At 69.5% G+C, this 15,703-nt stretch carries 14 protein-coding genes; 11 read left to right on the forward strand and 3 right to left on the reverse strand.

Annotation, left to right across the window (positions count from 1 at the left end):
- Positions 1-32 precede the first annotated feature (32 nt).
- Positions 33-3,224 (forward strand): S41 family peptidase, encoded by a 3,192-nt coding sequence (locus ACSHT8_RS26945; protein WP_436493694.1) that lies wholly within the window; start codon positions 33-35, stop codon positions 3,222-3,224.
- Positions 3,225-3,227: 3 nt separating this feature from the next.
- On the opposite strand, the gene ACSHT8_RS26950 is transcribed toward ACSHT8_RS26945, so the two are convergent.
- Complete coding sequence (locus ACSHT8_RS26950) at positions 3,228-3,794, reverse strand: hypothetical protein (RefSeq protein WP_436493695.1); 567 nt, start codon at positions 3,792-3,794, stop codon at positions 3,228-3,230.
- A gap of 48 nt (positions 3,795-3,842) precedes the next feature.
- Between ACSHT8_RS26950 and ACSHT8_RS26955 the strand changes: the two genes are divergently transcribed.
- Both ACSHT8_RS26955 and ACSHT8_RS26960 read left to right on the forward strand, forming a co-directional pair.
- Entirely contained in the window at positions 3,843-4,673 is an 831-nt protein-coding gene (locus ACSHT8_RS26955) for a class I SAM-dependent methyltransferase (protein ID WP_436493696.1), read from the forward strand.
- A 53-nt stretch (positions 4,674-4,726) separates the two neighbouring features.
- Positions 4,727-5,539: a murein transglycosylase gene (locus ACSHT8_RS26960; protein WP_436493697.1), complete on the forward strand. Its 813-nt coding sequence runs from the start codon at positions 4,727-4,729 to the stop codon at positions 5,537-5,539.
- A 146-nt stretch (positions 5,540-5,685) separates the two neighbouring features.
- Here the strand turns inward: ACSHT8_RS26960 and ACSHT8_RS26965 are convergent, their stop codons facing one another.
- Positions 5,686-6,072, reverse strand: a complete 387-nt coding sequence (locus tag ACSHT8_RS26965) for a tetratricopeptide repeat protein (protein WP_436493698.1) — start codon at positions 6,070-6,072, stop codon at positions 5,686-5,688.
- 270 nt (positions 6,073-6,342) lie between these two features.
- Here ACSHT8_RS26965 and eno point away from each other — a divergent pair, with 270 nt between their 5' ends.
- The 4 genes from eno (at position 6,343) to ACSHT8_RS26985 (ending at position 10,130) form a co-directional block, all read left to right on the forward strand.
- Positions 6,343-7,629, forward strand: coding sequence for a phosphopyruvate hydratase (eno, locus tag ACSHT8_RS26970; protein WP_436493699.1), 1,287 nt, complete (start codon positions 6,343-6,345; stop codon positions 7,627-7,629).
- A gap of 5 nt (positions 7,630-7,634) precedes the next feature.
- The gene (locus tag ACSHT8_RS26975; RefSeq protein ID WP_436493700.1) at positions 7,635-8,165 is read left to right on the forward strand and encodes an FtsB family cell division protein; all 531 of its coding nucleotides are present in this window, start codon (positions 7,635-7,637) and stop codon (positions 8,163-8,165) included.
- A 32-nt stretch (positions 8,166-8,197) separates the two neighbouring features.
- Positions 8,198-8,656 carry a DUF501 domain-containing protein gene (locus tag ACSHT8_RS26980; RefSeq protein ID WP_436502189.1) on the forward strand — a complete coding sequence of 153 codons (459 nt, stop codon included), beginning with the start codon at positions 8,198-8,200 and terminating at the stop codon, positions 8,654-8,656.
- Between the two features lie 241 nt (positions 8,657-8,897).
- A complete protein-coding gene (locus ACSHT8_RS26985; protein WP_436493701.1) occupies positions 8,898-10,130 on the forward strand; it encodes a lytic transglycosylase domain-containing protein in 1,233 nt (410 codons plus the stop codon).
- Between the two features lie 204 nt (positions 10,131-10,334).
- Here the strand turns inward: ACSHT8_RS26985 and ACSHT8_RS26990 are convergent, their stop codons facing one another.
- Positions 10,335-10,832, reverse strand: a complete 498-nt coding sequence (locus ACSHT8_RS26990; protein ID WP_436493702.1) for a peptidylprolyl isomerase — start codon at positions 10,830-10,832, stop codon at positions 10,335-10,337.
- A gap of 34 nt (positions 10,833-10,866) precedes the next feature.
- Between ACSHT8_RS26990 and ACSHT8_RS26995 the strand changes: the two genes are divergently transcribed.
- From ACSHT8_RS26995 to ACSHT8_RS27010, 4 genes are all read left to right on the forward strand, one after another.
- Positions 10,867-11,838: a Ppx/GppA phosphatase family protein gene (locus ACSHT8_RS26995; RefSeq protein ID WP_436493703.1), complete on the forward strand. Its 972-nt coding sequence runs from the start codon at positions 10,867-10,869 to the stop codon at positions 11,836-11,838.
- Positions 11,839-12,136: 298 nt separating this feature from the next.
- Positions 12,137-13,768 carry a peptide ABC transporter substrate-binding protein gene (locus ACSHT8_RS27000; RefSeq protein ID WP_436493704.1) on the forward strand — a complete coding sequence of 544 codons (1,632 nt, stop codon included), beginning with the start codon at positions 12,137-12,139 and terminating at the stop codon, positions 13,766-13,768.
- 70 nt (positions 13,769-13,838) lie between these two features.
- The gene (locus ACSHT8_RS27005) at positions 13,839-14,765 is read left to right on the forward strand and encodes an ABC transporter permease (RefSeq protein WP_436493705.1); all 927 of its coding nucleotides are present in this window, start codon (positions 13,839-13,841) and stop codon (positions 14,763-14,765) included.
- The gene (locus ACSHT8_RS27010; protein ID WP_436493706.1) at positions 14,758-15,702 is read left to right on the forward strand and encodes an ABC transporter permease; all 945 of its coding nucleotides are present in this window, start codon (positions 14,758-14,760) and stop codon (positions 15,700-15,702) included. The genes ACSHT8_RS27005 and ACSHT8_RS27010 overlap by 8 nt, the downstream gene beginning before the upstream one ends.
- Position 15,703 lies beyond the last annotated feature (1 nt).

Below are 15,703 nucleotides of genomic sequence, written 5' to 3' on the forward strand. Positions count from 1 at the left end.
CGCGATCGGGCCGGAATCGCTAACTTGGCAGGGTGACCGACGCCTACCTCCGCTTCCCGCACCTGCACCAGGACCTGATCACCTTCGTCGCCGAGGACGACGTGTGGCTGGCCCCGGTCGACGGCGGCCGCGCCTGGCGGATCTCCGCCGACCAGGTCCCGGTGCGCAACCCGCGCTTCTCCCCTGACGGGCGCACGCTGGCCTGGGCCAGCACCCGCGACGTGGAGCCGGAGGTCCACGCCGCCCCGGTCGACGGCGGGCCGAGCACCAGGCTGACGTTCTGGGGAGACATAGCCACGACGGTGCTCGGGTGGACGCCCGACGGCGAGGTCATCGCGAACACGACGACGGGCCAGTCGTCCATCCGTCACCGATGGGCGCACGCGGTCCCGCTCGACGGCGGGACGGCCGCGCGGCTGCCGTACGGGCCGGTCGACGCGGTGTCGATGTCCGGCGGGCGGGTCGTGCTGGGATCGGCGATCTCGGTGGAACCCGCCTGGTGGAAGCGGTACCGCGGCGGCACCGCGGGCAAGGTGTGGGTCGACGGGGACGACGGGTTCCGGCGCATCCTGTCCGATGTGGACGGACATATCGTGTCGCCGATGTGGGTGGGCGAGCGGATCGCCTTCCTGTCCGACCACGAGGGCGTCGGCAACATCTACTCGTGCACGCCGGACGGCGACGACATCCGCGTGCACAGTTCCCACGAGTTCTACGCGCGCAACCCGACGACCGATGGTCAGCGGGTGATCTACCACTGTGCGGGGGAGGTCTGGCTGCTCGACAGTCTGGAGGCCGAGCCGCGCAGGCTCGACGTGCGGCTGGGCGGCCCGCGCGGGTCCCGCCAGCCCTACCGGCTGTCGCCGTCGGGTTCCCTCGGCGAGATCGGGCCCGACCACACCGGCCGGTCGAGCGCGGTCGAGGTCCGCGGCACGGTCCACTGGGTGACGCATCGCGACGGCCCGGTCCGCGCGCTCACCGACGAGCCCGGCGTGCGGGCGCGGCTGCCGCTGGTGCTGGGCGACACGGGCCAGGTCGTGTGGGTCACCGACGCCGAGGGTGAGGACGCGCTCGAGTTCGCGCCCGTCGAGGGACGGGCCGATGGGGTCAGCCCGCGCCGAGTTGGGTCGGGCGAGTTGGGGCGGGTGCTGGAGTTGGCCGCGTCGCCCGATGGTCGGCGGGTGGCGGTGGTCAGCCACGACGGGCGGCTGTTGCTGGTCGACGCGGACAGCGGGGAGATCCGCGAGGTCGTCAAGGCGCGGGAGATGGACCCGAGCGGCCTGGCGTTCTCGCCCGACTCCGGGTGGCTGGCGTGGTCGCATCCGGGGCCGGAGCCGTTACGGCACATCAGGATGGTCAACACCACCGATCTGTCCATAGTGGACGTTACGCCGCTGCGGTTCGTCGACTCGGACCCGGCGTTCACGGTGGACGGCAAGCACATCGCGTTCCTGTCGGCGCGCAGCTTCGACCCGATCTACGACGTGCACGTGTTCGACCTGTCCTTCGCCAACGGCAGCAGGCCGTACCTGGTCCCGCTCGCGGCCACCACCGCGTCGCCGTTCGCGCCGCTGCGCGAGGGCAGGCCGTTCGGCGACGGCGACGAGAAGTCCGACGACAAGTCCGACGACGTGCCCCGGACCGGGGTCGACATCGAAGGCATCGCCGACCGGGTCGTCGCCTTCCCAGTCGCCGCGGGCCGGTACTCGGCGCTGCGGGCGGTCAAGGGCGGCGTGCTGTGGCTGCGCGATCCGCTGCTCGGCTCGCTCGGCGACGACCTGTACGACCTCGGCGAGGACGCCCCACGCGCCGACCTCGAACGCTTCGACTTCGCCAAGCGCAAGGCCGAGACGCTCGTCGACGGCCTCGACGAGTTCTGGACCAGCGGCGACGGCCAGCGCGTCGTGGTCCGCGACGGCCGCACCGTGCGCGTGCTGCCCGCCGACCGCAAGGGCGACTCCGACGACGGCTCCGAGGACAACATCACCGTCGACCTGGCGCGAATCCGCGTCGAGATCGATCCGGCCGCCGAGTGGCGCCAGTCGTTCGACGAGGCGGGCCGCCTGATGCGCGACCACTTCTGGCGCGCGGACATGGGCGGGGTCGACTGGACGGCGGTCCTCGCCCGGTATCGGCCGCTGGTCGACTCCCTTGGCTCCCACGACGAACTGGTCGACCTGCTGTGGGAGGTCCAAGGCGAGCTGGGCACGTCGCACGCGTATGTCTCCCCGCCGCGCGGCGGTGTCGACCAGAAGCGCCGCGTGGGCCTGCTCGGCGCGGACTTGGCCCGCGACGACGAAGGACGCTGGCGCGTCAAGGCCGTACTGCCCGGCGAGAGCTCCGACCCGCGCGCCCGCTCCCCGCTGCGCGCCCCCGGCGTCGCCGTCCGCCCGGGCGACGCGATCGTGGCTGTCGACGGCCGCCCGGTCGACCCGCACCGCGGCCCGGCCCCGCTGCTCGTGGGCACCGCCGACCACCCCGTCGAACTCACCGTGGTGCCCAAGGGCGGCGGCGAACCCCGCCGCGTCGTGGTGGTCCCCCTGCTCGACGACATGCCCCTGCGCTACCAGGCATGGGTCGCGGGCCGCCGCGAACACGTCCACACCGCGACCGACGGCCGCGTCGGCTACCTGCACATCCCTGACATGGTCGCCAACGGCTGGGCCCAACTCCACCGCGACTTGCGCCTGGAGATGCGCCGCGAGGCCATCGTCGTCGACCTCCGCGAGAACCGCGGCGGCCACCTGTCCCAGCTGGTCATCGAGAAACTGGGCCGCAAGATCGTCGGCTGGAGCCGCGCCCGCGACGGCTACTACGACGAGACCTACCCCCTCGACGCCCCCCGCGGCCCCATCGTCGCCGTCGCCGACGAGTTCTCGGGCTCCGACGGCGACATCGTCAACGCCGCCATCCGAGCTCTGGGTATCGGCCCGGTCGTCGGCACCCGCACCTGGGGCGGCGTGATCGGCATCGACAACCGCTACCACCTGATCGACGGCACCCTCGTCACCCAGCCCCGCTACGCCACCTGGATCCAGGGCCCCGGCTGGGCCATGGAAAACCACGGCGTCGACCCGGACGTCGAGGTCGTGGTCACCCCCCAAGACCACGCCGCGGGCCGCGACCCCCAACTGGACACCGCCATCCGCATGGCCCTGGAGGCCCTGGCCGACCACCCGGCCGCGACTCCGCCCGACCTGCCGGAAGTGGAGGTGCGCGCCTAAGGGCTACACGACCAGTGTGATCTTCGGGCCGCTATCCGCGGTCAACAGCGTCTGGCCGCACGTCGGGCAGGTGTCCGCCGATGGCAAGACCAGGTTGGACTGGATGCCCCCGGTGCGGCTCAGCGCTTCGGTGTGTCCGTTGTCGTAGCAGGCGAAGCAGCCGACGGTGTACTCCAACCGGACCCACGGATACGCGGTCGGGACGGTTCCCGCCTCATCGGGGTCTTTCGCGTCCTGGAACGGCGCCCACCAGGACGTGATCCGGCAGCGCAGTGTCCGTTCGACCACGTCATCGGTTCGGCTCTCGGCGACATCGAACCCCGAGATGCGGACCGGGGCGGGATGGATGAACGACACGTCCTCGTAGCTGTGGATCCCACGGCCAACGAGTTCAGCAGGCTTGCGGGTCGAGAGGCAGCGACCCTCACTCGCGCCGTGGTCCAGGAGCACGGTTCGCCCTCGTCGCCTGCACACGAAGCAGTCGTGTGAGAACTCGACTCGCTTCGTCCAGAAGAAGTGCGCCCGAGCGGCGGTCGTGACGATGGTCTCGATCTCGGTGTGAACCAGCACCCGCCCGACGATAGGCGCTGGGCCGCGGTTCTCGGGCAGCATGTGATCATGGGATTCGATCAGCAGACCGCGCGCATGATCAAGGCCAACGAAGTCAACTGGGACGCCCGCACACCGATCCACGTGGCCAGCGATTTCTACTCCGTGGCGACCCGCGACCCGGCCGAGTGGTTCGCCGACTACGAGTGGGACGACCTCGGCGACCTCCGCGATCTCGACCTCGCCCACCTGCAGTGCCACATCGGGTCCGAGACCCTGGCCTTCGCCGAGCGCGGCGCCAGGGTCACCGGGCTCGACATCTCCACCGCCTCGGTCGAGGCCGCCAAGGAGATCGCGGCGGCGCGGGGGCTCGCCATCGGCTACGTCCAGTCCGATGTGTATGGAGCGGCCGAAGCCCTGGGGGAGGGGCGGTTCGACATCGTCTACACCGGCAAGGGCGCGCTCTGCTTCCTGCCGGACCTCGACCCGTGGGCCGAGCAGGTCGCCGCGCTGCTCAAGCCAGGGGGCTCGGCGTACATCGTCGAGTTCCACCCGCTGCTGCACGCCCTCGGCCGGGTGCCCGACGCGCGGACCGAACTGGTCATCCAGTACGACTACCTCGCGGGCCGCGGCCACTGGCGGGAGGACGGCACCTACACCTACACCGACGGGCCGACCGTCCCGGAGAGTCCCGAGTACTTCGAGTGGTGCCACGGCCTCGCCGAGGTGATCACCGCGCTGCTCGCGGCCGGGCTGCGGATCGACCTCGTGCGCGAGTCCGACGAGATCCCGTGGCAGCGGTGGGCGTCGATGGAGAACACCCGCGGCGTGTGGCACCGGCTTCCGCCCGCCGCTCCCCGCATCCCCCTGCTGTACGCGATCCGAGCGGGCAAACCATGATCGTTTCAGACGAATCGGACAGAGCACCCCTCCCGCACACGTAGCCTGGTTGCGTGACCGCGACTCCGACCTCCGCCGTCCCGTCCCGGCCGCCCGCCCCCGACCGGCGGCCGCGTCGGGGACCGCTGGGGCGCGCGCTGCTCGTCCTGGTGCTGCTCGCGGTGGCGGCCGGTGCGGCGTTCCTGGTGGTCAAGGCCACCGAGCCACCGACGTCCAACCGGGGCGACGGGCTCCACATCCCGGCGCTCGACGTCCTCCCCGGCACCGCGCTCGCCCAGGCCCGTCCGCTGCCCGCCGACCCGGACGTCGCGGCCTGGGCCGAGCGCGCGGCGAAGGTCACCGACATCCCGGTGCGCACGCTCGTCGCCTACGTCAACGCCGACCTCGTCACCCGGCAGCGCGACCCGGACTGCAAGATCACCTGGGCCACCCTCGCAGGCGTCGGCCGCGTCGAGTCCCACCACGGCCACTTCGCGGGGGCCCGCGTCGGCGACGACGGCAAGCTCACCAAGCCGATCATCGGCGTCCCCCTCAACGGCTCCAAGGGCGTGCGCGCCATCCGCGACACCGACGGCGGCAAACTCGACGGCGACACCCAGTGGGACCGCGCCGTCGGCTCGATGCAGTTCCTCCCGAGCACCTGGACCCGCTGGGCCGCCCACCCCGACGGCGGCGCCCCCGACCCCCAGGACGTCGACGACGCCGCCCTGACCGCCGCCCGCTACCTCTGCGCCAGCGGCGGCGACCTCTCCACGGGGGACGGCTGGTGGAAGGCCGTGCTGACCTACAACAACTCCGTCGCCTACGGTCGCGACGTCTACAGCGGCGCCGACGCCTACGCCCGCAAGGTCGCCGAACTCGGCTGACCCGCGGTCATTCCCTGCGCGGTTGTCCACAATCTGTCCACAGGCACACCAGAATGAAGATCATTTGTCGCCCCCTTCCGATAGACTGGCCAAGGGCCGTCCCCCCTGGGAAGGGTGGGGGCTGCTCGGGTCCGGCGCGGACCGATCTACTTGCTGCGCTCCACCGCGATCCGCGCGTTGATCTCGCCGAGGGCTTCCTGGTACTCCGGCAGCGGGCTCATCGCCACCGCCAGCCGCAGTTGGGTCAGGGCCTCGGTCAGCCTGCTCTGTCGCTGCAGTGCCTTGCCCAGCGCGAACATCGCGTAGTGGTCGGTCGGATCCAGTTCCAGCACCCGCCGGAACGTCGCCTCCGCCCGCCGCAGCTGCGCCGACGCCAGGTATGCCCGCCCCGCCAACACTTGCACCGACCGCGCGTTCGGCTCGGCCTCCAGCACAGGCCCCAGCGCCGCCAGCGCGTCCAGCGGACGGCGCTGCGCGAGCAGTGCCTCCGCGTGGCGGAAAGCGTCGAAGGTGCTGCTTGTGTCCTCGGTCATGATTCGCCCAACAGTACGGGGACGCGGGCCGTTGATCGACCCTCCGTACGGTTGATCAGCGGAGATCGCGCTCCGCCCGCGTGCGCACCGATTGCCGCCGCATGGGTTCACCCCCTGCCACGAGACGAACACGCTGACGGTACCGCCGGCCGCCCGATCGCGATTGGACCCAAAGCCCTCCGCCCGGTGCGCGACGTGCCTGCCACGGGGCCCCGACCGGCCCCGCTAGGCTCATGTTGGAGTAGTAGGACGCTTTGTGAGGAGCACCACGTGGCTGTGATCGAGCAGGTCGGCGCGCGCGAGATCCTGGATTCTCGGGGCAATCCCACCGTCGAGGTGGAGGTCGCGCTCGACGACGGGACGTTGGCCCGTGCGGCGGTGCCCTCGGGCGCCTCGACCGGTGAGCACGAGGCGGTCGAGCTGCGCGACGGCGACGCCAAGCGGTACCTGGGCAAGGGTGTCGAGAAGGCCGTCACGGCGGTGCTCGACGAGATCGGGCCCGAGCTGACCGGCCTCGACGCGGTCGACCAGCGCATCGTCGACCAGAAGCTCGTCGACCTCGACGGGACGCCCGACAAGTCGCGGCTGGGTGCCAACGCCATCCTCGGTGTCTCGCTGGCCGTGGCGAAGGCGGCGGCCGAGTCCAGCGGGCTGGAGCTGTTCCGCTACCTGGGCGGCCCGAACGCGCACGTCCTTCCCGTGCCGATGCTGAACATCCTCAACGGCGGCGCGCACGCCGACACCGAGGTCGACATCCAGGAGTTCATGATCGCGCCGATCGGCGCGGACAGCTTCCGGGAGGGCCTGCGCTGGGGCGTGGAGGTCTACCACGCGCTCAAGTCGGTGCTGAAGAGCAAGGGCCTGGCCACCGGCCTCGGCGACGAGGGCGGCTTCGCGCCGAGCCTGGGCAACAACCGTGAGGCGCTCGACCTGATCCTGGTCGCCATCGAGAAGGCGGGCTACCGCGCGGGCCGCGACATCGCGCTGGCGCTCGACGTGGCCGCCACCGAGTTCTACTCCGACGGCGCCTACAGCTTCGAGGGCGCCAAGAAGAGCGCCGAGCAGCTGACCGCCTACTACACGCAGCTGATCAACGACTACCCGATGGTCTCCATCGAGGACCCGCTGTCGGAGGACGACTGGGACGGCTGGGTGCGCCTGACCGCCGAGATCGGCGAGCGCGTGCAGCTCGTCGGCGACGACCTGTTCGTCACCAACCCCGACCGCCTCGAAGAGGGCATCGCCCGCCGCGCGGGCAACGCGCTGCTGGTGAAGGTCAACCAGATCGGCACGCTCTCGGAGACGCTGGACGCGGTCACCCTGGCCACCTCCTACGGCTACCGCAGCATGATGAGCCACCGCTCCGGCGAGACCGAGGACACCACGATCGCCGACCTCGCCGTCGCGACCGGCGTCGGCCAGATCAAGACCGGCGCGCCCGCCCGCGGCGAGCGCACCGCGAAGTACAACCAGCTGCTGCGCATCGAGGAGACCCTCGGCGACGCCGCGCGGTACGCGGGCGACCTCGCGTTCCCGCGCTTCACGCCGGAGTCCTGACCGCGATGGCCGGGCGCGGGACGGAACGGGGCGGGCGGCGCGGCGGGACATCCGCCGCCCGCAGGCCGGAGTCTGTCCGTCGCACGCGCCCGGCCGCCGCGGCCCCCGCCAGGGAGCACCCGGTCCGCCAGCCCGCCAAGCGGCGGCTGCGCGGCGGCCCGCTCGGCCTGTCCACGACACGCCGGGCGGCCATCCTCGCCACGGTGGTGTGCGCGCTGGCGCTGAGCGTGGCGGTGCCGCTGCGGACGTACCTGTCCCAGCGGTCCGATGTCGAGATCCAGCAGCAGCGCCAGGCCGAGTTACGGGCCCAGGTCGAGCAGCTGACACAGCGCAAGGCCCAGTTGGCCGACCCGGCGCAGGTGCAGGCCGAGGCCAGGAAGAGATTGCGGTACGTGATGCCAGGGGAGACCCCCTACATGGTCGAGCTGCCCGCCGACGCGGGCGGGCCCGGCGCCCACCAGCAGCCGACCCAGCCCATCTCCCAGCAGGCCTGGTACCAGGCGCTGTGGGACTCGGTCCACGGAGCGGGCCGGTGACCCTCGAACCCGTCACCGACGCCGACCGCGACATGGTCGCCAAGCAGCTCGGCCGCGTGCCGCGCGCGATCCGCGCCGTCGCCGCGCGCTGCCCGAGCGGCCACCCGTCGGTCATCCAGACAAGCCCGCGCCTGGAGGACGGCACGCCGTTCCCGACGCTGTACTACCTGACCTGTTCGAAGCTCGCCTCGCAGGTCAGCACGCTGGAGACGACCGGCCTGATGAAGGAGATGACCGACCGGCTCGCCGAGGACGAGGCGCTGGCCGCGCAATACCTGGCCGCCCACGAGTCCTACCTTGCCGAGCGGAACGCGATCGACTCGCTGGGCACCGACGTCAGCGCGGGCGGCATGCCCGGACGGGTGAAGTGCCTGCACGTGCACGTCGCGCACGCCCTGGCCAAGGGCCCCGGCGTCAACCCGTTCGGCGACGAGGCCATCGCCCTGCTCCGGGAGACCTGGCCGACCGGCGACTGCGCCCGCCCGGAGTAACCCAGCCGACCTGTGCAACCCGGACGGCGGCACGCTCCGTCCAGGCTGTCGTGATGTTCCTGTCACCGGTGAACAAAGGGTGTCCGGAAGGGCAGCCGTTAACCGACTTCTGGCCCTACTTTGCGCCGGGTTGTAACGAGGACGGTGACTCTTGGCTATGTATGAGGCAGGGTAGACAGTCGGAGGAGCGTCACCCAGGTCGGCTAACGCCGGCGGTCAGTCAACTGCGAGGGGATCTGTAGTGAGTGCGAAGACCGGAGACAGGGCCGGCAGGGGTAAGCGCACTGGCAAGCGTCGGAGCGCCGCCGCCGCGGCCGGAGCACTTCTCGTCGTCCCGGCGGTCGCCGCCGGTGAGCCGGTGTACGTGACCGCTGACGAGCCCGCGAACGTGGCCCTCGCCCGCGGCGCGGGTGGCGGACTTCCCGGCTTGACCGACCCGTCCGAAGTGAGCGCGGACGGCTCCCTGCCGGAGTCCGCCCAGCTCGGCTCGGGTGTGCTGGCCATGGCCGGAAACCCAGGGGTACTGGCGTTCGGCCCGGGCACCGTGCCCAGCGGCCCGCTCGGTATCCCCGGCACCATGCTCGACGCCTACATGCGTGCCGCCCAGACGCTGAACACGACGACCCCGGGCTGCCACCTGGAGTGGTCCCTGCTGGCCTCGATCGGCCGCATCGAGTCCAACCACGCCCGCGGCGGCCGCGTCGACGCGCACGGCACCACGGCGACCCCGATCCTCGGCCCCGTGCTCAACGGCGGTGGCTTCGCCGCCATCAGCGACACCGACGGCGGCAGGTACGACGGCGACAACCGCTGGGACCGCGCGGTCGGCCCCATGCAGTTCATCCCGTCCACGTGGAAGGGCTACGCCTCCGACGGCAACGGCGACGGCGAGACCAACCCGAACAACATCTACGACGCGACCGTGGGCGCGGGCAAGTACCTGTGCTCGGGCGGCATGGACATGGCCAACCCGGCCAACCGCCGCGCCGCCGTGTGGCGCTACAACCACTCCGACAGCTACGTCGCCACGGTCCTGTCGTGGGCGGACGCGTACGCCAAGGGCGTCACCCCGGTCCCGACGACGCCGGTCTCCCAGATCCAGCAGCTGGCCGCCCCGTCCCCGGGCCCGAACCCGCCCGCCCAGGGCATGATCACCCCGCCCACGACCACGACGCCGCCCCCCGGCTCGACCACCACCGCACCGTCGTCCACGTCGTCCACCACCACGGACCCGACGTCGTCCACCACAACGACCACGGACCCCACCACGACGACGACCACCACGACGACCACGGACCCGACGACCACCACCACGACGCCGACCTGCCCGACGGAGCCGACCCCGACGACAGAGCCGACGCCCCCCACCAGCACCACCCCGGACCCGTGCGCCCCGGACACCACCACCCCGGCCCCCACGACGACCACGACGACGAGTGGCCAACTCGGCTCCGCCGTCCCCACCTCGCCGTGAGCTGAGAACGGGACCACGAATCGGCCCCCGACTGCACAGCAGTCGGGGGCCGATTGTCATTGAGCTGGATGCGATGCCCCACAAGCCAAATCGCGTACGACAAGGACCTGATTCAGGCGCTGACGAAACCACGCACTAAATCCGCAGGTCACAGCCGCACTGGACTACCCGTCCAGTGCGGCCACCGCAGACCCCACTGATTCCTTAGAGGATCTCCGCTTTCGTGATGACGACGTCGTCAACCGGAACATCCCCATGTCCGCCCTTGGACCCGGTCTTCACCCCGGCGATGCTGTCCACCGCAGTCTGTCCCTCAATAACCTTCCCGAAAACCGCGTATCCCCACCCCTGCGGCGTAGGCGCCGAGTGGTTGAGGAAGTCATTGTTCGAGGTGTTGATGAAGAACTGCGCCGTAGCCGAGTGCGGAGCCGACGTCCGCGCCATCGCGACCGTGTAGTGGTCGTTGCGCAGTCCGTTCGACGCCTCGTTCTCGACCGGAGCCTGGGTCGGCTTCTGGGACATGCCGGGCTCGAAACCGCCGCCCTGGATCATGAAGTTGGGGATGACGCGGTGGAAGATCGTGCCGTCGTAGTGGCCGTTCTTCACGTACTCGATGAAGTTCTCGACCGTCTTCGGGGCCTTCTCGGCATCGAGCTGGAGGACGATCTCGCCGTGGGTGGTGTGCAGCTTGACGTTGGTCATGCCCTGAATCCTGCACACTCCTAGGCTTCCGTGCATGAGCAGGGTTGCCGCTATCGACTGTGGGACGAACTCCATCCGCCTCCTTGTGGCCGACGTGACGACGCGCGACGACGGTTCGTGCTGGTTGCGGGACGTGCACCGGGAAATGAAGATCGTGCGGCTGGGGGAGGGCGTCGACGCGACCGGGGTGCTGTCCGAGGCCGCGTTGGCGCGCACGCGGGCCGCTCTCGTCGACTACACCGCCGTCCTCCGCCGCAAGGGTGTCGAGGCCGTCCGCATGGTCGCCACGAGCGCGACGCGGGACGCGGGCAACCGGGACGACTTCTTCGGCATGACGCTCGACGTGCTCGGTGTGCCCGCGGAGGTCATCTCCGGGGACGAGGAGGCGCGGCTGTCGTTCGTGGGCGCTGTGGGCGATCTTGAGCCCCAGGACGGGCCCTTCCTGGTGACCGACATCGGCGGCGGCTCCACGGAGTTCGTCGTGGGCACCTGGGACGGGGTCAAGGCACACGTCGACGCCGCGAGGTCGGTCGACATCGGGTGTGTCCGGCTCACCGAGCGGGCCCTGCGGTCCGACCCGCCCACCCCGGACGAGGTCGCCGCGGCGCGGGCCATCGCCGACGAGGTGCTCGCCGAGGCGTTCGCGGCGGTGCCGGTCGCCGGGGTGCGGACGTGGGTCGGCGTCGCGGGCACGGTGACGACGCTGTCCGGGCTGGTCCAGGAGCTTCCGGCCTACGACCCGGAGCGCATCCATCTGTCCAGGATCGGACTGCCCGATATCCGTGACACGGCGAGTCGCCTGCTCACGGCCAGTCACGATGAGCGGGCCGCGCTGCCGGTCATGCACCCCGGTCGGGTGGATGTGATCTGTGGCGGTGCTTTGATCGTGCAAAGTATCGCTGAGCGGCTAGTTTCTGAGACGGGAATCACAGAACTGCTCGCGAGCGAGCACGACATCTTGGATGGGATCGCTTTGTCGCTGACTGAAAACCTTGACCCAGCGTGACCGTCCGATTGCGTCCCAACGCTGCCCTGGCACAATTGGGACAGCACAACCTGTCCGCCTACCGGTCACTTGTCGTCGCAGATATCCCCCAAATGGATGAACTAGGGCTGATTGTGACTCGTTTGTGACGTCGAAGAGCGCCGGTCGATTCGCCCCTCCGGTTAACTTCCACTCACTTTCGGAGCGGGCGGTACCGCTTCGTGACGACGGAGCCGAATGGCGGACAGCCCCAAAGCACGTCGAACCCGAGCCTGGGAGGAGACCCATGCGCAAACCACGCTGGATAGCAGCGTCGGTGATGCCCCTTGCACTCGCGCTCACGATCGCGGGCTGTGCTGGCGGCGGTGACGACTCGAACAGCGGTAACACCGGTGGAACCGGAGACGCTGGCGACCCGAACGGCAAGCTGAGCGCGTTCGGCACCGAGCCGGAGAACCCGCTGATCCCCGGTAACACCACCGAGAGCGGCGGCAGCAAGGTCATCCGCGCCCTGTGGACCGGTCTGACCGAGTACGACGCGGTCACTGGCGAGTCGAAGAACGCCCACGCCGAGAAGATCGAGACCAAGGACTCCAAGGTCTTCACGGTCAAGCTCAAGTCCGGCTGGAAGTTCCACGACGGCACCGACGTCAAGGCCAAGAACTACGTCGACGCCTGGAACTACACCGCCTACAGCCCCAACGGGCAGCAGGGCGCGAGCTTCTTCGAGCAGGTCGACGGCTACGCCGACGTCCACACCTCGGACCCGGACGGCGCCTCTGGCCCGCAGACGGCTCCCGAGCCCGCGAGCAAGACCATGAAGGGCCTCAAGGTCATCGATGACTCGACCTTCGAGATCACTCTCGCGGCGTCGTTCTCGGTGTTCCCGCTGAAGTTCGGGTACAACCCGTTCTACCCGCTGCCGGACTCGTTCTTCACCGACCAGAAGGCCTTCGAGGCCAAGCCGATCGGTAACGGACCGTTCAAGTTCGTCTCGCGGACCCCGAACGCCGACATCACCCTGACCCGCTACGACGACTACAAGGGTGAGGGCAAGCCGAAGTTCAAGGACCTGGTCTTCAAGATCTTCGAGACCAACGAGGCCGCCTACACCGCGACCGTCGCCGGTGAGCTCGACTTCCTCGACACCGTGCCCGCCTCCGGCATCGCCGGTGGCAAGTACAAGGTCGACCTGAAGGACCGCAACGGCTCCACGCCGTACATGGGCAACCAGGTCCTGGCCTTCCCGCTCTACCAGCCGCAGTGGCAGAACGTGGACCTGCGCAAGGCCATCTCGCTGGCGATCGACCGCAAGTCGATCACCGACAAGATCTTCGAGGGCACCCGTATCCCGGCCGACGGCTGGGTCAACCCGGCGGTCCCCGGCTACCTCAAGGGCCAGTGTGGCGACCTGTGCACCTACAACCCGGAGAAGGCCAAGGAGCACCTGGCCAAGTCCGGCTTCAAGGGCACGATCGAGCTCACCACCAACGCCGATGGCGGCCACAAGGAGTGGATGACCGCCACCTGCAACAGCATCAAGAACGCCCTGGGTCTGGAGTGCACCTACAACCCGATCCCGACGTTCGCCGAGACCCGGCAGAAGATCAACGCCAAGCAGGTCACCGGCATCTACCGTGCGGGCTGGATCGCGGACTACCCGTCGATCGAGAACTTCATGAACCAGCTCTACCGCACCGGTGCGTCGTCGAACGACGGCGACTACTCCAACAAGAAGCTCGACGACATCCTGGTCCGCGCGGACGCCGCTCCCACCGTGGAAGAGGCGAACAAGCTGTACCAGGAGGGCGAGCGCATTCTCGCTGAGGACATGCCCGCGATCCCGCTGTGGAACCAGACCGCGCAGTACGGCTGGTCCGAGCGGATCGACAACGCGCGCCTGAGCTCGCTGCGTGAACTCGACCTCACCACGGTGACGGTCAAGAAGTAGCCAGTGATCACTCCGGGCCGGGGTGCGGCGATCCCGCACCCCGGCCCGGAGTCAGGTTAGGAGACATCTCATGGGACGTTACGTCCTGCGCCGGCTACTTCAGCTGATCCCGGTGTTCATCGGGACTACCTTCCTCATCTACTGGCTCGTGTGGAGCCTGCCCGGCGACCCCTTCGCCGGTAAGTGCGGTGACCGTCCTTGCCCCGACGCCTACGTGTCGATGATGCAGGACAAGTTCAACCTCAACGACCCGCTGGTCGTGCAGTACGGCAAGTACATGCTCAACCTCATCCAGGGTGACTTCGGCCAGAACTTCCGTCTGCAGGACGTCGGCACCCTGATCGGCAACGCCTACCCGAACACGATCAAGCTCGCCGTGGTCGCGCTGATCATCGAGGCCATCATCGGCCTCTCCGCGGGCATCCTCACCGGTCTGCGCGGTCGGGGCTTCCTCGACAACCTGACCCTGGTGTCGACCCTGTTCCTGATCTCGCTGCCCGTGTTCGTCACCGGCTTCGTCATCCAGATCTTCTTCGGCATCGAGCTCGGCTGGATCAAGCCGACCGTGTCGTCCAAGGCGCCGTGGAGCGAGCTCATCGCCCCCGGTTTCGTGCTCGGCAGCCTGTCCATGGCGTACGTGACCCGGTTGACCCGGACATCGATCGCCGAGAACAAGCGCGCCGACTTCGTGCGGACCGCGGTGGCCAAGGGCCTGCCGCAGAGCCGGGTCGTCGGTGTGCACCTGCTGCGCAACTCCGCGATCCCCGTCCTCACCTTCCTCGGCACCGACCTCGGCTCCCTCATGGGCGGCGCGATCGTCACCGAAGGCATCTTCGACATCAAGGGCATCGGCAACCTCGTCTACCGGGGCATCATCGCCAAGGACGGCGTCATCGTGACCGGTGTGGTCGCGCTGCTCGTCGTGGTCTACCTGCTGTCGAACCTTCTGGTGGACATGCTCTACGCCGTTCTCGACCCAAGGATTCGCTATGACTGATCCGAGCGCTGCCTCGACGGTCGCCCCGGCGGCGGACTTCGTCACCGCCGCGGAACACGTCGACTCGAACAAGCCACGCAGCCTCGCCTCGGACGCCTGGCACGACCTGCGCAGGCGTCCGCTGTTCCTGATCTCGGGCGCGCTGATCCTGTTCATCCTGCTCATGGCCGCGTGGCCGAGCCTGTTTACCTCGGTGGACCCGACGGCGGCGGACCTGCAGAACAGCCGCCAGCCACCGTCGGCGCAGGCTTGGTTCGGCTATGACACCCAAGGGTCGGACATCTTCGCCAGAGTCATCTACGGCGCGCGGGCCTCGATCATCGTGGGTGTTTGCGCCACGATCGCGACCGTGCTGATCGGTGGCACGCTCGGCCTGCTCGCCGGGTTCTACGGCGGCTGGCTGGACGGGCTGATGTCCCGCATCGCCGACGTGTTCTTCGGCCTGCCGTTCGTGCTCGGCGCCATCGTGATCCTGTCGAGCCTGAGCACGACCGGGACACAGAACGTCGCGCAGATCATGTTCCTGGTGATCCTGTCGATCTCGGTGCTGTCCTGGCCGGTCTGCATGCGCATCATGCGGTCGGCCGCGATCACCGCCAAGAACCAGGACTACGTCAAGGCCGCCAGGGCACTCGGCGCCAGCTCGTCGCGGATCATCCTGCGACACATGCTGCCCAACGCGATCGCGCCCGTCCTCGTCTACGCCACGATCGCGCTCGGCGCGTTCATCGGCGCCGAGGCCACGCTGTCGTTCCTGGGACTGGGCCTGCGGGCCCCGGTCGTGTCGTGGGGCGTCATGATCGCCGACGCCCGCGACTGGATCCGGGTGGCACCGCACATCCTGCTGTTCCCGGCGGCATTCCTGACCGCGACCGTGCTGGCCTTCGTGATGCTCGGCGACGCCGTGCGCGAAGCGCTGGACCCGAAGATGAGGTAAG

This window comes from Actinokineospora sp. HUAS TT18, from assembly GCF_051364635.1.
In the GTDB taxonomy this organism is placed as follows: domain Bacteria; phylum Actinomycetota; class Actinomycetes; order Mycobacteriales; family Pseudonocardiaceae; genus Actinokineospora.